This is a genomic window from Actinomadura kijaniata NBRC 14229, from assembly GCF_001552175.1.
GTDB classification, from domain to species: domain Bacteria; phylum Actinomycetota; class Actinomycetes; order Streptosporangiales; family Streptosporangiaceae; genus Spirillospora; species Spirillospora kijaniata.
Map to the genome: position 1 here is coordinate 16,627 of NZ_BCQR01000122.1, position 21,094 is coordinate 37,720.

Genomic DNA, 21,094 nt, shown 5'->3' on the forward strand with positions numbered 1-21,094 from the left:
GTTCCACGCGACGAAAGGGTCGACCCTATGAGCGGTGACAAGCGCGGCGCCAACATCGCGGCGCTGGAGGACCTGTCCCGGATGTTCAGCAAGCACTCGCGTAACCTCGACGCCCTCATCAAGGACCTCAACGGCCGCACCGTCTCCAGCAGCGAGATCTGGTGGGGCCCCGGGGCCGAGCGCTTCCGCGCCGCCTGGGCCGAGGCCAAGACCGCGTTCGACAAGATGGCGATCGCCCTGGAGCAGGGCAGCCAGGACATCAAGCGTTCCCAGCAGAACATCGAGGCCGCCACGCGCTGATCACGCCGCCTCCCATGGACCGCGGGTCCCGGCCCATCCCCCCGAGGCCGGGGCCCGCTCTCGTTCCGTCCCGCCGCGGCGCCGAATCGCGCCTTTCCGCGCCGATGGAATGATCACGGAAAGGCGCGCCGCCTTACCGAGGGTAAATGCGCAGATTATGGCGGAACGAGCCATTCATTCGCGGTCCGGGAGCGTTCAGCGGGCGGCGACGGAGTGGCAGGCGCCCCGGCCCTCGGCGCGTCCGGTGATCCGGTTCGACCGCACCTGGAGCGCCGTCTCCGTCAGATCGCTGACGGCGGTCACCCCGGCGGCCCGCGCGACCTCGCCGGACGGGTCGTGGACCAGCCGCAGCCGCGGCCACGCCTTCGACGGGAACGCCTGGCGCAGGCACCGGCACAGGTCCGCCACCACCAGCCGCGCCAGCGGGCCCAGCTCGGCGGGCCGGCCGCTGACCAGCACGGCCGTCACCGGCGCGCCCCCGGCCCGCACCGCCTCCTCGACCGCCTCCAGCCGGTGCAGGCCCAGGACCAGCACCACGCCGTCCTCCCCCAGGGGGGCCGGGGCGTCGGTCACGGCGTCGAGGGCGGGCGGCGGCCGCCACGGATCGTCGGCGGGCCGGGCCGGGGGCGCGAAGTCCAGGTGCGCCGGGGGCCAGCCGCCGGCCAGGTCCAGGCCGGCGAGCTGCGCGCAGGCGCGGACCACGTCGAACGGCTCCACGAACCCGGGCGCGGCCGACGTCAGCTGCTCGGCCCCGTGCAGGGTCGTCAGCACCGTCTCCGCGAGGGGCACCAGCCGCCCGGCGTAGGGCCGCAGCCGCTCCAGCGCGAGCCCGAGCAGCAGCGCGCTCACCTTCATGAGCTGCGCGTACGCCTGCCGTGACGGCTCCTGCGCGAGGATCTCGGGGACCAGGTCCGCGCCCAGCCGGTGCTGGTCGCCGACCGTCAGCGGCAGCCCGGCCAGCCGCGCCCGCGCGAACGCCGCCAGGGCCTCGCGCACGTCCGTGCCCGCCGGGACCGGCTCGGTGGGCCGCTCGGCGAGGTCGGCGAGGACCGAGAAGTAGAGGGCGCGCTTGCCGGGGAAGTTGGAGTAGACCGCGCCGCGCGTGAGCCCCGCCCGTTCGGCGATGTCGTCGATCTTCGCGGCGCGGAACCCGCGTTCGGTGAACTCCTCCAGCGCGGCGGCCAGCACGAGCCGCCGGTTGTGCTCCTGCTGCTCCACCCTGCTCCGCCTGACCAACCCGTCTCCCCCTCGCGCCACCCTCCGGCGGAAGACACCGCCGCCATTCAGATGATGAGATCATATGACGAAGTCATTCGAGTGCGGACCGCAGCACGACCACCCATCGCGACATCGATGCCGGTGGTGGGCGGCCACCGCCCCGGTTCCGCTGGAGCGCATACCGCTGTCGGACGCGATGCTCGCGCCGCTGGGCGTTCCGCCGCAGTGGCGTGGCGCGGTCCCGTCAGGCGGACTTGGCGGTGCGGAGCGGCAGCAGCAGGAACACCTTCGTGTCCACGCGCTGCATGTCGCCGCCCCGGCCGACGACCAGTCCCGCCGCGAAGTCGATGAGCTGCATGGCCTCCGCGTTCGCCATCGCGGTGAGATCCATGATCACGGGAACGCCCTGGCGGAAGTAGTGGCCGACGTGGAGGGCCTCGTTGTAGTCCCTGGGGGCCAGTGTCTTGACCACCACCGTGTTCCGCCTCCCGCGGTGTTCAGTTCGTCGCGTCCTGCGTTTCCGATCATCCCAGGCGGAGGCGGCGCGCGCACCGCCGCCGGGGCCTCCTGGAACGGCCGTTGGGCCCGCTTTGCCAAGCGCGGGGACGTGGTGCCGCGCGGCGGGGCATCCCATGATGGGAGGCGCGGTCCGAAGGAGGCGGGATGCGCCGGATCGGCCAGGGCGTCGGCGGTGGCGTGCTCGCGGCGGTGGCGTGCGGGGTGCTGTCGTCGCCGCTGCTGATGTGGACGGCCGGGGTCGCGGCGGCCCCGGACCGGCGGTGGATGCCGCCGCCGCCCTCCCTCGGCCTGGTGCTGGCGGTCGCGGCCGGGTGCGCCGTCGGCTGTCTCGGGGCCGGCGTCGCGCTGCTGGCGCGCGGCCCGCGGGCGCTGGGGGCCGGGGTGGTGTGCGGCTGGCTGGTGGCGGGCCTGGCGACGCAGGGATGGGCGGTGGGTCTCGCCCCCGACCTCTACGCGCCCGAACGCCGCTACGCCCCCTTCACCGACCGCTTCACGCCGCTGCCCCGGGAGGAGGCGGAACGCCGCGCCCGGGCCGAGCTGCACGAGGCGGCGCGGCTGGCCGGGGGAAGGCCCGGGGAGGTGCGCCGCGTGCCGCGCCCCGGCGACTGCTGGGTCTACGCCGGCCGCGGGACCGGCCTGGTCGAACCCGCCGGGACCGGCCGCGTGGAGTTCACGACGACGATCGGGACCGACCACGGCCAGGCCCTGGTGGACCGCGTGGCGGACCGCCTGTCCCGGGGACGCCACGCGGTCGGCCGCAAGCACGAGGCCGCGTTCGAGAACGGCGACGGCGTCCGCACCGAACTGCTGCCCGGCGAGCACGACCAGGACCTGACCATCCGCGCCCGGACGCCCTGCCTCCGCCTCGGCGGCTGACGCCCGGCCCTGTCACCGGGCCCTGTCACCCGGTCCCGGCGTTCAGTCCTCGTCGCCCGGGGGAAGCGCCACCTGGATCTGCGTGGTCAGGCCCGTCGCCACGAACAGGCCCCGGCCCGTCGGGCCGCCCAGCGAGGCGTTGCGGGGCAGGCGCAGGCCGAACAGCTCCCCGTCGTCGGGATTGTCCACCGACAGCAGCACGCCGGAGCGGGAGCGGCGGGTGTCGGCCAGGAAGCCCCGGTAGCCCCGGCCGAGGTCCTCGGTCGTGCCGCCGATGACCAGCGCGTGCTCGCCGTCGCGGGCCGTGCGCAGCACCTCGCGCAGGGCGTCGTCGAGGTCGGTCTCGTCGAGGAGCTCGGCGTCGTCCACCACCACGGCGTAGCGGTGCTCGTCGCCGATCGCCGCCTCCAGGTCCTCGATCCCGGCGTCGGCGGTGAGGTGCCCGAGGACGCCGGGCAGCCCCGCCAGGTCGCGCAGCGGCGACCGGCGGGGGGTGACCAGGACCACCGGGACCAGGCCGCCGCCCACCGCCGGGTCCAGCAGGGAGCGCACGACGGTGCACAGCGCCGTCGAGCGGCCCGAACGCGGCGGGCCCGCGACGATGAAGCCCGGCCCCTCGTTCAGCAGGTCGACGCCCACCGGGGCCAGCGTGTCGCCGCCCACGCCCACCAGCGCCCACAGCGGCGACGGCGCCAGGAAGTCGGGGTCCAGCGCCATCGCCTCGCGGTAGGTCACGCGGACCGGCAGCTCGTCGACGTGCAGGGGGCGCTGGCGGCGGGGGAGGCGGCCGTACCGCGTCACGCACGTGCGCGCGATGTCCTGCAACGCCGACACCTGCGCCGTCCCGGACGGGTCGTCGCCCAGCAGGCCGATCTGCGACTCGCGCGGCGGGACGCCGGGGCCGACCACCTCCAGCGCCCGCCCCGGCGGCATCGCGGCGGGCACCTGCTTGTCCTGCAACCCGGCGTAGCCGTAGTCGTTCGGGTCCGCCATCCGCAGGATCAGGCGGCGGTCGAACACCGTGGACACCTGCCCGGTCAGCCCCGAGCGGTCCCCGGTGAACACCGCGCGCAGCCCCACCGCCGCGCCCTCGCGCAGCAGCCGCAGGACCTGGTCGACCAGGCGGCCGTAGTCGTAGTGCTCGAACGCCGCGGTGAACCCCTCCCACCGGTCCAGCATCAGGACCATCCACGGCAGCCGGTCGGTGGCGGCGACGGCGGCGCGCTGCTCGGCCAGCGAGGCGAAGCCCGCCTCGGCCAGCAGCTGCTGGCGGCGGGCGACCTCGGCCGACAGCGCGGCCAGCAGGCGTTCGCAGCGGTCGAGCTGGTCGCGGGTGACCACGGCCCCGCAGTGCGGCAGCGACACCAGCGGCAGCAGCGCGTTCGCGCCGCAGTCGATCGCGTACAGGTGCACGTCGTAGGGGGAGCACGCCCCGGCCAGCGCCCCCGCGACGCTGCGCAGCGCCGTGGAGCGCCCGGACCGCGGCGACCCGGCCAGGTACAGGTGGCCGCCGCCCGCCAGCGGCAGCGTCAGCGGCTCCCGCGACTGCACCGCGGGCAGGTCCGTCACCCCGAACTCGATCGGCGGGACCTCCACCACCGACCCGCCCGCCGCCGTGCGCGGGGTCAGGCGGATCAGCTCCGGCAGCGGCGTCAGCCACGGCGACGGCCGGCGCTCGATCCCGGCCCGGCGCGCCGCCTCGCCCACCGCCTGCACCAGCACGGCCAGGTCGGTGACCATCGGCTCGGCGTCGCCCGGCTCGCGCGGCGCGGGCACCGGGCGTCCCAGCCCCGCCCAGGGCAGGGGCCGCACCGCCGCGCCCGGCGAACGCCCCGCGGCGCCCGGCCGCCGCCCCCCGATCCGCGCCGACTGCACCGCCTGCGGCGACGACGCCCCGGAACGCACGTAGCAGCGTCCCGGCGTCGCCTTGGAGATCTGCGCGGCGGACGCGTCGTCCAGCACGTCGGTGGACTCGTCGGGGTCGGTGACGCGCAGGGCGATCCGCAGGTTGGTGTTGGCGCGGATGTCGGCGGTGACGACCCCGGCGGGCCGCTGCGTGGCCAGGATCAGGTGGACGCCCAGCGAGCGTCCCCGCCGCCCGATGTCCACCAGCCCGGCCACGAAGTCGGGCAGCTCGGTCACCATCGCGGCGAACTCGTCGATGACCAGCGTCAGCCGGGGCACGACCGGGAGGTCGGCGCGGGTGGCGCGCAGGTCGTTGTAGTCGTCGAGGTCCTTGGCCCCGGCGTCGAGCAGGATCTCCTCGCGGCGCCGCAGCTCGGCGGCGAGCGACTCCAGGGCGCGTTCGGTCGCGTGCCCGTCCAGGTCGGTGACCATCCCGACGGTGTGCGGCAGCCGCGCGCAGTCCTTGAACGCCGCCCCGCCCTTGTAGTCGATCAGCACGAACGTCATCTCGTCCGGCCGGTTCGCCACCGCCAGCGACGCGATCAGCGTCTGGAGCAGCTCGGACTTGCCCGCCCCGGTCGTGCCCGCGACCAGCCCGTGCGGCCCGTCGGCGCGCAGGTCCACCTGGAACACGCCGTCGGTCGTCACCCCGACCGGCACCCGCGTCGTCCGCCCGCCGGTCCGCGCCCACGCCTCCAGCACGTGCTCGGCGGTCGGCGTCCCCATGTCCAGCAGGTCCAGCAGCCGGACGCCGGAGGGGAGCGCGTCCCCGGCGTCCTCGCGCGACACGTCCCGCACCGGCGCCAGCGCCCGCGCCATCCGGTCCGTCCACGACGTCGACACCTGGTCGGCCAGCACCGGCCCGATCACGTCCAGGCCCTCGCCGCGCAGCCGCACCGTCGCGGGCCGCGCCGGGTCCCAGGCGGCGACGGCGGCGCACTCCTCGGGGAGCAGCCGCTCCTCGTCGTCCACGCAGATCGCGTACAGCCCGTACTCGGGGCCGCGCGACAGCAGCATCGGCATGCCCGGAACGCGCCGCAGCGCCCGCGCCCCGTCCAGCACGACCAGGATGTTGTGGGGCGCGTTCTCGGCGGCCCGCTCCCGCCCGAAGAACGCCGAGGACGCCTGCGCCGCGCGCCGCCGTTCGGTGACGCGCATCGCCAGCTCGGTGACGCGGTGCGCGACCGACTCGGGGTCGGTGCCGACCAGCGCCGAGCACTCCTCGCCCTCGCGCGGCGCGCAGTGCGGCAGCCAGCGGACCCAGTTCCAGTCGGCGTCCGCGTCGGGGTCGGCGGTGAGCACGACGATCGCCAGGTCGCGGGGGCTGTGCAGCGCCGCCGCCTGCGCCACCAGCCACCGCGCCAGGCCCCGGGACGCGTCGCGCGGCCCGCACACCCCGAGCACGCCGAGGTCGGCCAGCGGCAGCGCCACCGGCACCATCCGCGACCGGGGGATCTCGATCCCGCCCTCGCCGTCCGGGGCGGTGTCGTTCCCGACCAGCTCGATCCGGGCGGGCAGGTCGGCCAGCCCGACCCGCAGGTGCAGCGCGTCGGCGTCGTCGCGGCGCCGCTCCCACAGCCGCCGCCGGGGCCCGGTCGCGGTCAGCAGCACCTCGGCGGGATCGGGGTGCGCCGCGCGGCGTTCGGTCTCGTCCTCCCGCCGCAGCCGGTCCAGCTCGCCGCCGAACTCGGCGGACCTGCGCTGGTACTCCTTCAGCGCCTTCTTGTAGGACTTGCGGCCGTGGATCCGGTCGCCGATCCACTCGCCGAGCGTCATCACCGGCCACGCCAGCGCGAACAGCGCCCACCACCACTGCTGCAACGCGAACGCCATGACCAGCCCGAACGCCGAGAACAGCAGCGCCCCGAACAGCCGCAGCCGCTCCTTGGGGTTGCGTTCGGGGCGCTTGGGGACCTCCAGCCGCCGCGACCGGGCGGCGGGCCGCAGCCGGGGCGGCCGGTTGAACGCCAGCCCGCCCTCGGGCAGCGGCTCCAGGTGCGTGTCCGGCGCGCCGCTGGGAACGCAGGTCAGCACCATCGACCCGAGCGCCAGCATCCCCCCGGACGGCCAGGCGGCGGGCCCGGTCAGCTCCGTCCCGTCCAGCCAGGCGCGGGTCCGCTCGACCGGCGCGACCTCCACCCGGTCCCGTCCCACGGTGATCCGCAGCGCGCGCGCCGGGATCCCCGGGTCGTCCACCGTGATGTCCGCGCCCGCGCCCGACCCCGGCGACCCCGACCCGAGGGTGCTGTCGCCCAGCCCGAGACGGTGCACCGACCCGGCGGCGGGCCCGGACACGACCCGCACCTCCACCAGGCCGGTCGGCTCGCCCTGGAGGGTCGCGGCGGCGGCCCGCCGGTCCAGCGCGACCACCGCGCCGTCGCGCAGCTCCTTGGCGGCCAGGGCCTGCGGGTCGACCATCCGGCCGTCCAGCCACAGCGCCCGCTGCCCCGCCCCGGCGCTGTCGCGGGTGCGCGTCGCGGTCGCGAGCGCCTGCTTGGTGAAGCGCGGCCCGGGAACGCCGGAGGGCCCGGTCGCCGGTCCCGGCGCCCGCGCGGCCGTGGGCGCGTCGTCGTCCAGCGCGCGGAAGAGGGCGTGCGCGACCTCCCCGACCGTCTGGCCGGAGTCCAGGTCGATCACGATGTCCCGGGGCCCCCGCGCGGTCAGCGCCGTGCACGAGATCCGCATGCGAGCCTCCGTATCGATCGCGATGTCCCGGGGTCTGGGGCCGTCGGCGCCGCCTGCCCGTCCGTTCCGCGACCTCGTGCGCGCGCCGTGCGGAACAGCTTAATTACCCGTGCCGACGGAATCGGGCCGCTACCGGCGATCCACGATCTGACCTGCGGAGACACCGGCGATTCGGGTCCAATGGAACGGACATAACGCCCATATCAATCTGTCCGTATTCGTCCTTGTCAGTGATTCGTGTGACCGTTCGTCAGAGTCCAAGTGGTCGGCGAAATCCCTGGTCAGGGAGGTGCCCCCGGACACGCCGAGTCACGGGACGGCTTCACCTCACCGAATCCATTGACGCGACGTCGCGGCCCCCGCAAGCATGGATCGCTCGGTGTTTCGGGATCTCGCGGTGAACGGCGGCTCCCGAGGGGCGGGGAAGGAGCACGTGGCCAGCGCGATGAAGTCTGACCAGTCGGCCGTCAGGGGCGGTGTCACCAACTCCCGGCCGGGATCCGGGCAGCCGGGGCTGGGCTCCGGGCTGGGTTCCGGGGGCGGGCAGCGACTCCCCGTCGCGCCCCGCGAACGCAAGCCCGCGCTCGCCGCGCTCGCCGTACTGCTCATTCTCGGCGGCGCGCTGACCAGCGCCTACCTGGTGATGGCCAGCGGCCAGCGGGTCTCGGCGATCATGATCACGCAGCCGGTCGCGGCGGGCCAGCAGATCCCCGCCGGCGCCATGCGGCAGGTGCAGATCGGCGACACCGGGATCCCGTACATCAACTGGTCCCACCGCGCCGAGGTCGCCCGCAACTACGCCCTCGTCCCGCTGTCCCCGGACACGCTGCTCACCAACAGCATGGTCAGCCGCAACAGCGCCGCCCACCGGGGCCGCCTCGTCGTCGGCCTCGCCCTCAAACCCGGCCAGCTTCCCGCCACCAGGGACCTGGCGGTCAACCGGCACGTCAGCCTCTACGCGGTCGGCGGCGGCAACAACAACAGCGGCCCGCGCCCCGGCACGGTCCTGTCCACCGACGCGATCATCGTGAACATCAACCAGCCGGGCGGCGGCAGCCGGATCCGCGACGACCAGACCACCCTGGACGTCGCCGTCCCGCCCGGCGAGGTCGCCCAGCTCACCCAGGCGGCCTCCGCCGGGGCGGTCGCCGTCGCGCTGATCCCCGACGGCACGCGGGTGGTCCCCGGCTCCGGAACGCCGCCCGCCACCAACGAGAAGCCCGCCCGCCCCGGCAACGGCGGGCAGAGCCCCGGCACCACCCCCGCGGACGGCACCCCGTCCCCCGGACCAGGCGGGAACTGAACCAGTGGCACTGATCGCGCTCGCGGCAGACAAGGGCGCGCCGGGCGTCACCACCGCCGCCGTCGCGCTCGGCGCGGTGTGGCCGCGCCCGGTGCTGGTCGCCGAATGCGACCAGGCGGGCGGAGACCTGGTCTACCGCCTGCCCGCCGCCGCCCCGGACGACGGCACGGCCATGCTCAACCCCGCGCGCGGCCTGCTCAGCCTCGCCGCCACCGCCCGCCGCGGCCTGCGCCCCGACCAGATCGCCGAGCACTGCCAGCGCCTGGTCGGCGGCCTGGACGTCCTGGTCGGCATCACCGGCGCCGAGCAGGCCCAGGGGATGACCTGGCTGTGGGGGCCGCTGGCCCGCGCGTTCGCCGGGCTGGACCCGGTGGACGTGCTCGCCGACTGCGGGCGGCTCGGCGCCGGCTCCCCCCTCATCGACCTGATGCGGGAGGCCGACCTGGTCGTGCTGTTCACCCGCGCGACCCTGGAACAAGTCGCCCACCTGCGCGAACGCCTCGCCGTCCTGGCCACCGAGCTGCGCGGCGGCCCGCCGATCGGGGTGATCGTGCTGGCCGACCCCCGCGACTACCGCGCCTCGATCGCCGAGGTGGACCGCATCGTCGCCGGCGCCCACCAGCGACTGCGCGCCGAGGCGTCGGCGTCCGGCCCGCCGCCCGCGCCGGTCACCGTGCTGGGCGGCCTGGCCCTGGACCCCAAGGGCGCGGAGCTGCTGTCGGGCCAGTGGGGCGGGCGGCTGGACCGGTCGCTGCTGATCCGCTCGGCCCGCGAGGTCGCCGCGACGCTCGTCGGCCGCCTGGCCGCGCGCCCCGCCGCGCCGCAGCCCGGGGCGCGACCCGAACCCGAGCTGGAGGGGAGGCGCTAGATGGACCACGGCCTGGTCAAACGGCTCCGCCAGGAGGTCGGCGACCGCCTCGCCCAGCAGCGCCGCCTCGACGCCGCCCACGGCCTGCCGCCGATGTCGGGCGAGGACGAGCGCCAGTTCGCCCGCGCCCTGATCGGCCAGGTCCTGGAGGAGTACGCGCGCGGCGAGATCACCGCCGGCCGCCGTCCCCCCAACGCCGAGGAGGAGGAGGCCCTCGCCGCGGGCGTCCACGCCGCGCTGTTCGGCGTCGGCCGCCTCCAGCCCCTGCTGGAGGACCCCGAGATCGAGAACATCGACATCAACGGCTGCGACCGCGTGTTCGTCGGCTACGCCGACGGCCGCGAGGTCATGGTCGAGCCGGTCGCCGAGTCCGACGAGGAGCTGGTCGAGCTCATCCAGATCCTCGCCGCCTACAGCGGCCTGTCGTCGCGGCCGTTCGACACCGCCAACCCCCAGCTCGACCTGCGGCTGCCCGACGGCTCCCGGCTCTCGGCCGTCATGGACGTCACGGTCCGGCCCGCGCTGTCGATCCGCCGCGCCCGCCTGGGCAAGGTGTTCCTGTCCGACCTGATCGGCACCGGCACGTTCACCCCGGAGGTCGGCCGCTTCCTGCGGGCCGCCGTCCTCGCCCGCAAGAACATCATGATCGCCGGGGCGACCAACGCCGGGAAGACCACCCTGCTGCGCGCCGTCGCCAACGAGATCCCCCCGGCCGAACGCCTCATCACCGTCGAACGCGCCCTGGAACTCGGCCTGGACGCCTTCCCCGAACTGCACCCCAACTGCGTCGCGTTCGAGCAGCGCCTGCCCAACTCCGAGGGCCAGGGCGCGATCTCCATGGCCGAGCTGGTCCGCCGCTCGCTGCGCATGAACCCCTCCCGCGTCATCGTCGGCGAGGTCCTCGGCGACGAGATCGTCACCATGCTCAACGCGATGACGCAGGGCAACGACGGCTCCCTGTCGACCATCCACGCCAACTCCTCCATGGAGGTCTTCAACCGCATCGCCACCTACGCGATCCAGTCCGAGGAGCGCCTGCCCGTCGAGGCCACCCACATGCTGATCGCCGGGGCGATCGACTTCGTGGTGTTCATCCAGAAGCGCAACGACTACGCCACCGGCGGGCGGCTGCGGCGGTACGTCGCCAGCGTCCGCGAGGTGACCGGCTGCGACGGCCGCGTGCTGTCGTCGGAGGTGTTCGCGCTCGGGCCCGACGGCGTCGCCGTCCCGGCCGCGCCGATCTCCTGCGCCGACGAGCTCGCCGAGTTCGGCTACGACACCGCCTACGACGGGGCCGGTGCCTGGTGAACGCGCCCGACGTCATGCTCGCGGTCCTCGCCGGGGGACTCGCGGGCGGCGGCGTGATCCTGCTGGCGCTGGCGCTGCGCGGAATGCCCGTCCGGCCCGGCCGCCCCGGCCGGTCCCGCCGCGGCCTGGTGCAGACGCTCACCACCCGCGCGGCGCTGGCGAGCATGGCCGGCGTCCTGGTGCTGGTCCTCACGCGCTGGCCGATCGCCGCGCTCGGCACCGCCGTCCTCGTCCTCGGCTGGAACGGCCTGGCGGGCGGCGCGGCCGAGGAGCGCCGCGGCATGGCCCGGCTGGAGGCCCTGGCGGCCTGGACCGAGTCGCTGCGCGACACCATCGCCGGCGCGGTCGGCCTGGAGCAGGCGATCCCGTCCTCGCTGCGCGCCGCCGCGCCCGCCCTGCAACGCCCGCTGAGCGACCTGGTGGACCGCCTGCACACGCGCGTCCCGATGCCCGACGCGCTGCGCCGCTTCGCCGACGACCTGGACGACCCGTCCGCCGACCTGGTCATCGCCGCCCTGATCCTGAACGCCCGGCTGCGCGGCCCGGGCCTGCGCGACATGCTGGGCGCGCTGGCGGGGTCGGCCCGCGCGGAGCTGGACATGCGGCGCCGGGTGGAGGCGGACCGGCGCTCGACGCGGCGCAGCGTCCGCATCGTCGTCGGGGTGTCGGTCGGCACCGCGCTCGGCCTGGCGGTGTTCAACCACTCCTACGTGGAGCCCTACGACGACCTCCTCGGGCAGCTCGTGCTGTGCGTGGTGATCGCCCTGTACGCGGGGGCGTTCCTGTGGCTGCGCCGCCTGGCCCGGCACGAGATGCCCGCCCGCTTCCTGTCCGGCGGGAACGCCGACCGGCCCGGCGTCCCCGGCCAGGTCCCCTCGACGGTCGCGGGCTGGCAGGGCCGCACGCTGCGCGGCCGCCACACCATGGACGCGGGGGGAGGGGGACGCCAGTGAACGGTCCGCTGCTCGCCGGCGCGGTCGTCGGACTCGGCCTCTACCTGCTGTACCGCGCGCTGTTCCCGCCGCGCCCCGGGCTCGCGGCGCGGCTGGCGGCGTTCGACGCGGCCCGCCGCCGCGGCCAGGAGAACGCCCGCCGCGTGTCCCCGCGCCTGGAGAGGGTCGGCGGCCTGCGCGCCCGGGTGGGCCGGCCGCTGGCCGCCCTCGCCGAGCAGCGGGGCTGGAAGCTGCGGTCGGTCCGCGCCGACCTGGCGATCACCGACCGGTCGCTGGAGGCGTTCCTGGCGACGAAGTTCCTGCTGCCCGCCGCCGCGCTGCTGTTGATCCCGCTCATGGCGGGGTACTTCGCGCTGCTGGGGTTCGGCGCGTCCCTCCAGTTCCCGGTGTGGGTCTGCCTGCTGCTGGCCGCGCTGTTCTTCTTCATCCCCGACATGCAGCTGCGCCAGGAGGCCAAGGAGCGCCGCCAGGACTTCCGGCACGTGGTCGGCGCGTTCCTGGACCTGGTCTCGATGAACCTGGCGGGCGGGCGCGGCGTCCCCGAGGCGTTGCAGACGGCCGCGGGCGTCGGCGACGGCTGGGCGATGCAGCGCATCCACGAGGCCCTGGCCAACGCCCGCATCACCGGTCAGACTCCCTGGCAGGCCCTGGGCGGCCTGGGCGAGGAGCTCGACATCGCCGAGCTCAGCGATTTGGCGGGCGCGCTGGCCCTGGTCGCCGACGACGGCGCCCAGATCCGCAAGTCCCTGTCGGCCCGGGCCGCGTCGATGCGCAGCCGGGAGATCTCGGAACTGGAGGGCAAGGCGGGCGAACGCTCCCAGAGCATGCTGATCGCGCAGATGCTGCTGTGCCTCGGCTTCCTGCTCTTCCTGGTCTATCCCGCCCTGATACGGATCATGTCCACCTGACGACCGAGTCGAAGGAGAGAACCCCGTGAACCCCCAGAACGACCCGCTCGTGGTCTACCTCAAGGCGATGCTCGACACCCGGGTCCGGCGGCTCCGCGACGGGGCCGACGACGACACCGGCGCGTCGGCCGTCGAATGGGCGATCATCACCGGCCTGCTGGCGCTGCTGGCGATCGCCGTCGGCGGCATCATCTACCGGATCGTCACCAACAAGGCCAACAGCATCAACGTGGGGTAGCGGCGGTGCGTCGGCGTTCCCGCCCCCGGGACGAGGGGGTGTCCTCGATGGAGTGGGCCCTCCTGACGCCCGTGCTGCTGCTGGCGCTGCTGCTGGTGGTGCAGTTCGCGATGGTGTACCACGCCCGGCACGTCGCGCTGGCGGCGGCGCAGGCGGGCGCGCGCGTGGCCCGCACCCAGCCCGACGGTGGCGGCTGGCAGGACCAGGCCGTCGCGAAGGCGACCGGCGACGTCCGCCAGATCGGCGCGAACCTCCTGACGGGCCTGAGCGTGCGGGCCGGGGAGAACGGCGACCAGCGCTGGGTCGAGGTCAGGGGCGAGGCGGTGCGGGTGGTGCCGTTCATGACGTTCCACGTCACCCAGCGGTCCGAGGGGCCGATCGAGTGCTTCCGGCCCGACGTCGGCTCCGGCACCGCCTGCGAGGGGGCGGGCTGATGCGCGTACGGGACGACCAGGGCTCGATGTCGCTGGAGATGGTGCTGATCACCCCGCTGTTCGTCGCGTTCCTGCTGCTGCTGGCGGGGGCGGGCCGGCTGGTGGACGCCAAGAGCCAGATGGACGGCGCCGCCCGCGACGCGGCCCGCGCCGCCTCGGTGGCGCGCAGCGCGGGCGGCGCGCAGGGCATGGCCCAGGACGCGGCTGCCGCCACCCTCCGGACCAGCCGCTGGTGCGCGGGCGGCCCGAGGGTGAGCACCGACACCGGCGCGTGGGGTCCCGGCGGGCGCGTGGCCGTGACCATCACCTGCGACGTGGACCTGGGCGACCTGGCGTTCATCGGACTGCCGGGCAGCAGGACGCTGACCGGCCGCGCCCTGGCCCCGATCGACACCTACACCTACCGGGGCACCGACGGCGTCAACGCCCCGCCGGGAGGTGACGGCCGATGAGCCGGAAACCGGACCGCGACCGCGGCGCGGCCAGCCTGTACGTGGTGCTGTTCACCCCGATCGTCTTCGTCCTCGCGGGCCTGCTGGTGGACGGCGGCCTGGCCATCCACGCCCGCCAGCGCGCCGCCGACATCGCCGAGCAGGCGGCCCGCGCGGGCGCCAACGAGATCGACGACGCCCGCCTCCGCGAGACGGGCGAGCCGATCCTGGACCCGGGCCGGGCCCGCGCGGCGGCCTGCGCGTTCGTGGGGGACTACGGCGACAACGTGACCGGACGCGGCTGCGACGCCGACGAGGACGAGGTGACGGTCGAGGTGCAGCTCACGGTGGACTCCCATTTCCTGGGGATCCTGCCGGGGCTGGGGTCGTTCACGGTCCGCTCCTCGGCCTCGGCCCAGCCCATGACCGGCCAGGACGACGCACCCTGACCTACCCGGCCAGGCGTCCGGCCGCGTTCGGCCAGGGGACCAGGGCGGCGGCGTCCGAGCCGGGCTCCTCGTCCCACCACCAGCGGCCCGTCAGCCACTTCTCCAGCCACGCCGCCAGCGACGGCGCGTCGTGGAACCACGCCTCGGGACGGCCGCCGCCGTAGGGGTTCGGCTCGTAGAGCAGGACGGGGGCGCGCTCGTCCAGGCAGTCCACCGCCGCGTACATGCCGCACCCCCAGTCCAGGACCGGCGTCACGCCGCGGGGCCAGTACCAGCCGCCGCCGGGGTCGGGCTCGCGTTCCTCCCAGTAGGCGGTGACGACGGTCGGGCCCGGTCCCGAGACCGGGAGCAGCCGTTGGCCCGGCCCGAAACCGCCGTTGGCGACCTCGCGGTACAGGCGCGCCAGCAGCGGAGGCAGGGCGAACCCCAGCTCGGCCTCGGCGACCGCGATCTCCGCCTCGCTCGCGCACTCGGGCAGCCGTTCCTCCGTCGCGCGGGCCTTCGCCGCGACCCGCCGCACCAGATCGGTGTTCCCCATGTACCCGATCATGCCGACCGGAGCTGACATTCCCACCGCCGGACATGGCACTGTGGCCTCCGTGGAACTGCGGCAGCTGCGCTACTTCGAGGTCGTGGCGCGGGAGGAGCACCTCACCCGCGCGGCGGAGCTCCTCGGCATCAGGCCCACCTCCCTCAGCCAGCAGATCATCGCGCTGGAACGCGAACTCGGCGCGCCCCTGTTCCACCGGACGCCGGGCGGCATGGAGCCCACCGACGCCGGGCGCGCGCTGCTGCCCTACGCGCGCCGCTGCCTCGACGCCGCCGGGGCGGGCGCCCGCGCCGTCCGCCGCGTCGCCGACGGCGACCGGGCGTGGCGCGTCGGCGTGACACCGGGAGCGCCCGCCGACGTGGTGGCGTCCCTGCGCACGCACGCCGGAGACGCCGAACTGCGGGACCTGCCGGTGAGCCGCCAGCTGGCGCGGCTGCGCGACGGCACCCTGGACCTGGGCCTCGTCGTGCTGCCCGCCGACACCGGGGACCTGGAGACCCGCGTGGTCGGCGACGTGCCGCTGGGGGTGCTCATGGCGTCCCGGCACCCGCTGGCCGCACGCGGCGAACTCGACTGGGGCGACCTGCGCGACCAGGACCTGCTGTGGTTCGACCGCGACCTCGCCCCCGGCTACCACGACACGATGCTCGACGCCTTCCACGCCGCGGGCTGGCGGCCGCGCCGCGTCCGCCCGGGACCACCCCGCCGGTCGCTGTTCGCCGCCGAGCTGGCGCACACGCCGTCGCTGGTGGCGATGCGCCCCCACCGGGACGAGGCCGTCGGCGCGGACCTCACCTGGCGGCCGCTCCCGAACGCCCCGCGCCTGCGCCACGCCCTGGTGTGGGACCCGTCACACCCGTCCGCCGCCCGGCTGCGCGCCCTGGCCGCCGAACTGGCCGCTGAGGCCGGACCTCACACCGATGAGGGAACGCCTCGTGGACGCGCCGCCGACCACCCGGGTTAGCTGCCTCACATGGCACTCACCCACTGGGGCTTCATCTACGTGGCCGACGGCTGCGACCCCGCCCGCGACATCACCGTCAACGACACCGGAACCTGCCGCACCGTCCTGGTCGGCGTCTCCCGCCCCGACCAGGCCCCACCGGTCGCGGCCCGCCTCGCCGCCGACGGCGCGCAGCTCATCGAGCTGTGCGGCGCGTTCGGCCCGACCTGGACCGCCCGCGTGATCGAGGAACTCGACGGCCGCGTCCCCGTCGGCACGGTCACCTACGGCCCCGAAGCGACCAACGCCCTCCACGCCCTCTTCGCCTGACCTCAGGCTCCGTCCGTGTCGAACAACTCCGCCGCGGATGTGGCGGCGACGGCACGGCGGAGCCAGGTGTTCAGTTGGTCGAGGTCAGTGCAGGAGAGGATGCGTTCGCGCGCGTCGTGGGGGATTTCGACGCCGCGCGCTTCCAGAAAGGTCAGCAGCGCCTCGGCCTCGCCCTCGGCCTTGCCCTCGGTCCTGCCCTGACTGAAGATCTCCTTGCCCATCGGGGTGACGATGCGAAGCGGGGCGGACGCCTTCATGAGCTCCTCCAGGATGCGCCGCACGGCGGGCCGATCACGGTGACGGTGTCGACGTGGAGGTCCTGGGAGTTCCGGGTGTTGAGGCTGCCGCTTTCGGCGCGGACGAGGGCGTTGCGGGGCAGGTCGTGCCCCAGCCCGTCGCGCAGGAGATCGACGGCGAGCTCGGGACGTTCCTTGAACGTCTCGGTCAGGATGTCGTGCCAGGGGGCCGGCATGGCACGGAAAGTCATCAACGAGCCACTGATCGTGTTCGGCTTTTCGAAAGGGCTGCTGTGGAACGTGTGACCGGTCGGGACTCGACCGGTCAGGGAGAGTGAGGCGGGATAGTTATCCGCCGGGCATTGCGGGCCTGTGGGGCGTGTTTACGATGGCTTGGGGTCAGCTCGATCACAGGCCGGCGACCGATCGATCGGATGGGCGCGCAATGGTGACACGACAGGCTGGCGGCCCGGGACTCGGCCGGGGCCCGCGGCGGCCGGTGAAGATCAGGCATCGGCGCGGGCCCGGCGAGGTGCTGGCGGGGCTCGGCGCCCTCGTGGCGCTGGCGGCCCTGCTGGCGGGCGTGCCGTACGCGCTGGTGACGTTCTTCGGCTCGCCGGTCCCGGACGAGCTGCCGAGCGTGTCGGACCTGACCGAGCAGGTCGGGCCCGAGCAGCTGCTGACCGTGCTGGTGGCGCTGGTCTGGCTCGCCTGGCTCCAGCTCGCGGCGTGCGTCGTCGTCGAGGTCTACGCGGCCGTGCGGGGCGTCGGGGTCCCCGCGCGGGTGCCGCTGGCCGGGGGAACGCAGTCGCTGGTGCACCGTCTCGTGGTGGCGGCGCTGCTGCTGTTCACGGCGACGACGGCGGTGATGCCCGCGTTCGCCGGGCGGGAGCTGTCCCACACCCCGGTGCAGACGCAGTCGCAGGAGTTCCACCGGATCCCGGTCGCGCAGGAGCCGCGGCAGGCCCCCGAGCAGGCCGCGGAACGCGTCGCCGAGGAGCTCGCCGGAACCCCCGCCGCCAAGGCCCGCACCACGAAGATCTACCGCGTGCAACCGCCGGAGGGGCGGCATCACGAGAGCCTGTGGGAGATCGCCGAGAAGTGCCTGGGCGAGGGCCGCCGGTACAAGGAGATCTACGAGCTGAACAAGGGGCGGACGCAGCCCGACGGCAGCAGGCTCAGCATCGCCAGCCTGATCCGGCCCGGCTGGATCCTGGAGATGCCCGCCGACGCCAAGGGCGTGCGGGTCGTCGCCGTCCAGGACCTCGACGACTACTACGAGCACGGGCACGACGTCCCCGAACGGGACGAACGCCCCGACCCCCCGAAGCAGCCCGAGCCTTCCGAACGGCCCGAGCCTTCCGAACGGCCCGAGCCTCCGAAGCAGCCCGCGCCGGAGACCCCGGCCCCCGCGCCCCCGGCTCCGCCCCTGAAGACCGAGACCCCCCGCCCGGAGCCCCCGGCCTCCGCCAAGCCCACCGAGACGGCGAAGCCTTCGGAGACGCCCCGGCCCACCGAGACGGCCAAGCCTTCCGAGTCACCCAAGCCCTCGGCGACGCCCAAGCCTTCGGAGACGGCCCAGCCCTCCGCAACGCCCAAGCCCTCCGCAACGCCCAAGCCCTCCGGGGCGGCGCGGCCCGGTGGGGAGTTCGGCGGCAGTGCCGAGACCGGTGGGGCCAGCGTTCCCGGGCGGGAGAGCGCCAGGCAGGAGACCTCCCCCTTCTCCGCCGAGTTCGGCTGGCCGGAGGGGCTGGCCGCCGCCTCGCTGCTCGCCGCCGGGCTGCTCAGCGCGCTGGGGCGGCGGCGCCGGGAGCAGATGTGGCGGCGGGCGTTCGGGCACATGATCCCCCGGCCCGAGGGACGCGCCGCGCGGACCGAGCAGGCCCTCCGCGTCGGCGCCGACAACACCGCCGCGCACCTGCTCGACCTTGGCCTGCGGCACCTGTCGAAGTCCATGGCCGCCGGGGGCCGCGCCCTGCCCACCGTCTACGGCGTCCATCTGGGGTCGGGCAGCCTCGACCTGTGGGTCGCCCCGGCCGACCGGAACCCGCCCTCCCCCTGGGAGGCGTTCGACGACGGGCAGGTGTGGCGGCTGCACGCCGGGGCGCTGCCGCAGCTGGAGGCGGCCGGTCTCGCGGACGTGCTCGCCCCCTACCCGGGCCTCGCCTCCATCGGCACCAACGACAACGGCCGCATCCTCGTCGACCTGGAGGCCGCCCACGGGCTCATCGCCGTGCGCGGCCCGGACGAGCAGCGCCGCGCGGTGCTGGCCGCCCTCGCCCTGGAGCTGGCCACCAACCGCTGGTCCGACCACATGCGGATCACGCTGGTCGGGTTCGGGCAGGAGCTCGCCGAGGGCCTGGCCGAGGTCGCGCCGGACCGCGTCCGCGCGGTGCCCACCCTGGTCGAGGCGCTGCCCGAGCTGGAGGCGCGCAGCGAGGAGGTGCGGCAGGCCCTGGCCGCCTCCGGCGTGGACTCGGTGCTGACCGGACGCTGCCGCGGGGTGTTCGGCGAGGCCTGGATGCCGCACTACCTGATCATGGCGGACGAGCCCGACGAACGCGACGCCGACCGCCTGGTCGCCCTCGCCCGCACCGGGACGCGCATGGCCGCCGGATACCTCGTCCCCGGCGACGTGCAGGGCGCGACCTGGACCTGGGAGGTGGACGAGGACGGGCGGCTGCACGCGGGCGTGCTCGGCTTCGAGGTCGCGGCGCAGCTGGTGCCCGAGGAGCAGTACCGGGGCGTGTTCGAGCTGTTCCGCACGGCCGACCGCGTGGACTCGACCCCGCTGCCCGAGCCGTCCGACCAGGTCCAGCCGCCGAACGCCCAGCAGGCGTCGGCGGAGCTGCGCCTGCTCGGCCCGATCGAGGTGGACGCGCCCGGCCCGATGGACGAGTCGCGCCGCGCGCTGTGCACCGAGGTCCTCGTCTACCTGGCCACCCACCCGAACGGCGTGCACCCCACGGTCCTCGGCGGCGCGATCTGGCCGCGCGGCGTCAACGCCAGCGTCCGGGACGCCACGATCGCCCGCGTCGGCGACTGGCTCGGCCTGGACTCCCGGGGCCGCCCCAACCTCTACACCGACGACCGGGGCCGCATCCGCCTCGGCTCGGAGGTGCGGGTCGACTGGGCGGTGTTCCGCTGGCTGGTGTGGCGGTCGGCGGCCGAGCCCGCCTCCGAGACCGCCTACATGTCCTACGCGCTGGACCTGGTGCGCGGCCCGGTGCTGGCCGACCGGCCGCGCGGCCGCTACGCCTGGCTGGCCGGGGAGGACCTGGAGTACGAGGCGTCGGCGCGGGTGGTGGACGTGGCGCACCGGCTGGTCCTGCTGCGGCTGGACGAGGGCGACGCGCGCGGCGCGGTCGCGGCGGCGCGGGCCGGGCTGCGGCTCGCGCCCGACGACGAGGGCCTGTGGCGGGACCTGCTGCGCGCCACGCACGCGTCCGGCGACGTCGCCCAGCTCCAGGCGACCGCGAACGAGCTGCGCGACCGCCGGGCCCGCGACCCGTACCTGGACCAGCTCCAGCCGGAGACCGAGGCGCTGGTGGAGGAGCTGCTCCCGGAATGGCACCAGGTCTCGGTCCGCTAGCGGCGCGCCGTCAGCGGTAGAGGCCCGGTCCGCCCAGTGAGCGCCGTCCCGGCTGCGGGTGCACCAGCGGGGCCCGCGGCGTTCCGCCGACCTTCACCCGTCGCACCACCCGGCCCGTGCGCGTGGACAGCGCGTACACGACGCCGCTCGCGGGGGTCGACAGCCACAGCAGGCCGCCGTCGGCCGACAGCCCGCCCGCCTCGGCGGCCCCGCCGCGTGGCAGCGCCCAGCGCGCCACGACCCGCCGCGTGCCGAAGTCGACCGCCGTCACCGTCCCGGACCCCAGCACGAACAGCCGCCGCGCGCTGCGGCTCACCACCAGCCCCCGCGCCCCCGGCCCCGTCGGGACGAACCCCGTCTCCCGCAGCCGGATCGCGTCCACCAGCCGCACCCCGCCCGCCCCCGCGTCGGCGACGTAGAACGCCGTCCCGTCCGGCGAGAGCCGCAGGTCGCCCGGGCGCGACCCGGCGGGCAGCGCCAGCGTCCCGGTGACCTCGCGGCGCGCCGGGTCGATCCGCACCAGCCGTCCGCTCCCGCAACTGGCCACCAGGAACGTTCCGTCGGCGGAGAAGTCGGCGTGCCGCGCCACGCACGGCAGCCGCAGCACGCCGCGCGCCCGCATCGTGCGCGGGTCGTGGAAGACCAGCCGCCGCCGCGCCGCCCCCAGCGCCAGCGCGGCCTGCCCGGACGGGTCGAAGTACACGCCGTCCGCGCCGAACGCCCGCGACGGCCTGCCCGCCCGCCCCGTGCGCGGGTCCAGCGGGACGAACCCGCCGCCCACCGCCCACAGCCGCCGCAGGTCCCACCCCGCGACGACCCGCGCCGCGCCCGTCCGCACCCGCGCGACGACCCGCAGCGTTCGCTGGTCGATGACGTCGACGGTGCGGGTGCGGGCGTTCGGCACGTACAGCCGGGGCGGGGCCGAGCGCGCCGCCGCGGTGAGCACCCCCGCCCGGGTCGCCGCGTACACGTCGGGCCGCGTCGCCGCGACCGGGATCCCCGCCCCGGAACGCGGCGCGGGCGTCGCCGGCGTGACGTAGGGCGCGGG

The 21,094-nt window shown here is 75.5% G+C and carries 21 protein-coding genes; 14 read left to right on the plus strand and 7 right to left on the minus strand.

Annotation, left to right across the window (positions count from 1 at the left end; translation table 11 throughout):
- Positions 1-27: 27 nt before the first annotated feature.
- Entirely contained in the window at positions 28-300 is a 273-nt protein-coding gene (locus tag AKI01S_RS32495) for a WXG100 family type VII secretion target (RefSeq protein WP_067826267.1), read from the plus strand.
- Positions 301-495: 195 nt separating this feature from the next.
- On the opposite strand, the gene AKI01S_RS32500 is transcribed toward AKI01S_RS32495, so the two are convergent.
- The gene (locus tag AKI01S_RS32500) at positions 496-1,536 is read right to left on the minus strand and encodes a TetR/AcrR family transcriptional regulator (protein ID WP_067826268.1); all 1,041 of its coding nucleotides are present in this window, start codon (positions 1,534-1,536) and stop codon (positions 496-498) included.
- Between the two features lie 226 nt (positions 1,537-1,762).
- Complete coding sequence (locus AKI01S_RS51935) at positions 1,763-1,993, minus strand: cell division protein SepF (RefSeq protein ID WP_218009903.1); 231 nt, start codon at positions 1,991-1,993, stop codon at positions 1,763-1,765.
- A gap of 188 nt (positions 1,994-2,181) precedes the next feature.
- On the opposite strand from AKI01S_RS51935, the gene AKI01S_RS32510 reads away from it, so the two are divergent.
- Entirely contained in the window at positions 2,182-2,913 is a 732-nt protein-coding gene (locus AKI01S_RS32510) for a hypothetical protein (protein ID WP_067826270.1), read from the plus strand.
- Positions 2,914-2,955: 42 nt separating this feature from the next.
- On the opposite strand, the gene AKI01S_RS32515 is transcribed toward AKI01S_RS32510, so the two are convergent.
- The gene (locus AKI01S_RS32515; RefSeq protein WP_067826272.1) at positions 2,956-7,503 is read right to left on the minus strand and encodes an FtsK/SpoIIIE domain-containing protein; all 4,548 of its coding nucleotides are present in this window, start codon (positions 7,501-7,503) and stop codon (positions 2,956-2,958) included.
- A gap of 433 nt (positions 7,504-7,936) precedes the next feature.
- Between AKI01S_RS32515 and AKI01S_RS32520 the strand changes: the two genes are divergently transcribed.
- The 9 genes from AKI01S_RS32520 to AKI01S_RS32560 are packed head-to-tail and all read left to right on the plus strand — an operon-like array spanning position 7,937 to position 14,395.
- Entirely contained in the window at positions 7,937-8,806 is an 870-nt protein-coding gene (locus AKI01S_RS32520; protein WP_157420311.1) for a hypothetical protein, read from the plus strand.
- A gap of 4 nt (positions 8,807-8,810) precedes the next feature.
- A complete protein-coding gene (locus AKI01S_RS32525; protein ID WP_067826274.1) occupies positions 8,811-9,674 on the plus strand; it encodes a hypothetical protein in 864 nt (287 codons plus the stop codon).
- The gene (locus tag AKI01S_RS32530) at positions 9,675-10,982 is read left to right on the plus strand and encodes a TadA family conjugal transfer-associated ATPase (RefSeq protein WP_067826278.1); all 1,308 of its coding nucleotides are present in this window, start codon (positions 9,675-9,677) and stop codon (positions 10,980-10,982) included.
- Positions 10,979-11,935 (plus strand): type II secretion system F family protein, encoded by a 957-nt coding sequence (locus AKI01S_RS32535; RefSeq protein WP_218009904.1) that lies wholly within the window; start codon positions 10,979-10,981, stop codon positions 11,933-11,935. Before AKI01S_RS32530 ends, AKI01S_RS32535 begins: the two co-directional genes overlap by 4 nt.
- The gene (locus AKI01S_RS32540; RefSeq protein ID WP_067826280.1) at positions 11,932-12,843 is read left to right on the plus strand and encodes a type II secretion system F family protein; all 912 of its coding nucleotides are present in this window, start codon (positions 11,932-11,934) and stop codon (positions 12,841-12,843) included. Before AKI01S_RS32535 ends, AKI01S_RS32540 begins: the two co-directional genes overlap by 4 nt.
- Before the next feature lie 25 nt (positions 12,844-12,868).
- Positions 12,869-13,081 carry a hypothetical protein gene (locus tag AKI01S_RS32545; RefSeq protein WP_067826282.1) on the plus strand — a complete coding sequence of 71 codons (213 nt, stop codon included), beginning with the start codon at positions 12,869-12,871 and terminating at the stop codon, positions 13,079-13,081.
- Positions 13,082-13,128: 47 nt separating this feature from the next.
- Positions 13,129-13,515, plus strand: a complete 387-nt coding sequence (locus AKI01S_RS32550) for a TadE/TadG family type IV pilus assembly protein (protein ID WP_067826284.1) — start codon at positions 13,129-13,131, stop codon at positions 13,513-13,515.
- The gene (locus tag AKI01S_RS32555) at positions 13,515-13,967 is read left to right on the plus strand and encodes a TadE/TadG family type IV pilus assembly protein (protein WP_067826286.1); all 453 of its coding nucleotides are present in this window, start codon (positions 13,515-13,517) and stop codon (positions 13,965-13,967) included. The genes AKI01S_RS32550 and AKI01S_RS32555 overlap by 1 nt, the downstream gene beginning before the upstream one ends.
- Positions 13,964-14,395, plus strand: coding sequence for a TadE/TadG family type IV pilus assembly protein (locus AKI01S_RS32560; RefSeq protein WP_067826288.1), 432 nt, complete (start codon positions 13,964-13,966; stop codon positions 14,393-14,395). Before AKI01S_RS32555 ends, AKI01S_RS32560 begins: the two co-directional genes overlap by 4 nt.
- 1 nt (position 14,396) lies before the next feature.
- On the opposite strand, the gene AKI01S_RS32565 is transcribed toward AKI01S_RS32560, so the two are convergent.
- Positions 14,397-14,933 carry an SMI1/KNR4 family protein gene (locus tag AKI01S_RS32565; protein WP_218009905.1) on the minus strand — a complete coding sequence of 179 codons (537 nt, stop codon included), beginning with the start codon at positions 14,931-14,933 and terminating at the stop codon, positions 14,397-14,399.
- 61 nt (positions 14,934-14,994) lie between these two features.
- Between AKI01S_RS32565 and AKI01S_RS54395 the strand changes: the two genes are divergently transcribed.
- Positions 14,995-15,909, plus strand: coding sequence for a LysR family transcriptional regulator (locus tag AKI01S_RS54395; RefSeq protein WP_218009906.1), 915 nt, complete (start codon positions 14,995-14,997; stop codon positions 15,907-15,909).
- A 9-nt stretch (positions 15,910-15,918) separates the two neighbouring features.
- The gene (locus AKI01S_RS32575; protein WP_067826294.1) at positions 15,919-16,218 is read left to right on the plus strand and encodes a DUF6506 family protein; all 300 of its coding nucleotides are present in this window, start codon (positions 15,919-15,921) and stop codon (positions 16,216-16,218) included.
- Between the two features lie 2 nt (positions 16,219-16,220).
- On the opposite strand, the gene AKI01S_RS32580 is transcribed toward AKI01S_RS32575, so the two are convergent.
- Complete coding sequence (locus tag AKI01S_RS32580; protein ID WP_245681874.1) at positions 16,221-16,499, minus strand: hypothetical protein; 279 nt, start codon at positions 16,497-16,499, stop codon at positions 16,221-16,223.
- A complete protein-coding gene (locus tag AKI01S_RS32585) occupies positions 16,472-16,690 on the minus strand; it encodes a hypothetical protein (protein WP_067826296.1) in 219 nt (72 codons plus the stop codon). Before AKI01S_RS32585 ends, AKI01S_RS32580 begins: the two co-directional genes overlap by 28 nt.
- A 209-nt stretch (positions 16,691-16,899) precedes the next feature.
- Between AKI01S_RS32585 and AKI01S_RS32590 the strand changes: the two genes are divergently transcribed.
- On the plus strand, positions 16,900-20,046 hold the full coding sequence (locus AKI01S_RS32590) for an AfsR/SARP family transcriptional regulator (RefSeq protein WP_067826297.1): 3,147 nt from the start codon (positions 16,900-16,902) through the stop codon (positions 20,044-20,046).
- Positions 20,047-20,056: 10 nt separating this feature from the next.
- On the opposite strand, the gene AKI01S_RS51940 is transcribed toward AKI01S_RS32590, so the two are convergent.
- A partial coding sequence (locus tag AKI01S_RS51940; protein ID WP_169814051.1) for a YncE family protein occupies positions 20,057-21,094 on the minus strand: 1,038 nt, incomplete at its 5' end.

Coding starts and splice junctions, on each gene's coding strand:
- AKI01S_RS32495 (WP_067826267.1), top strand. CDS start 28: ATGAGCGGTGACAAGCGCGGCGCCAACATCGCGGCGCTGGAGGACCTG.
- AKI01S_RS32510 (WP_067826270.1), top strand. CDS start 2,182: ATGCGCCGGATCGGCCAGGGCGTCGGCGGTGGCGTGCTCGCGGCGGTG.
- AKI01S_RS32515 (WP_067826272.1), bottom strand. CDS start 7,503: ATGCGGATCTCGTGCACGGCGCTGACCGCGCGGGGGCCCCGGGACATC.
- AKI01S_RS32530 (WP_067826278.1), top strand. CDS start 9,675: ATGGACCACGGCCTGGTCAAACGGCTCCGCCAGGAGGTCGGCGACCGC.
- AKI01S_RS32550 (WP_067826284.1), top strand. CDS start 13,129: ATGGAGTGGGCCCTCCTGACGCCCGTGCTGCTGCTGGCGCTGCTGCTG.
- AKI01S_RS32555 (WP_067826286.1), top strand. CDS start 13,515: ATGCGCGTACGGGACGACCAGGGCTCGATGTCGCTGGAGATGGTGCTG.
- AKI01S_RS32560 (WP_067826288.1), top strand. CDS start 13,964: ATGAGCCGGAAACCGGACCGCGACCGCGGCGCGGCCAGCCTGTACGTG.
- AKI01S_RS32565 (WP_218009905.1), bottom strand. CDS start 14,933: ATGGGGAACACCGATCTGGTGCGGCGGGTCGCGGCGAAGGCCCGCGCG.
- AKI01S_RS32575 (WP_067826294.1), top strand. CDS start 15,919: ATGGCACTCACCCACTGGGGCTTCATCTACGTGGCCGACGGCTGCGAC.
- AKI01S_RS32585 (WP_067826296.1), bottom strand. CDS start 16,690: ATGCCGGCCCCCTGGCACGACATCCTGACCGAGACGTTCAAGGAACGT.
- AKI01S_RS32590 (WP_067826297.1), top strand. CDS start 16,900: ATGGTGACACGACAGGCTGGCGGCCCGGGACTCGGCCGGGGCCCGCGG.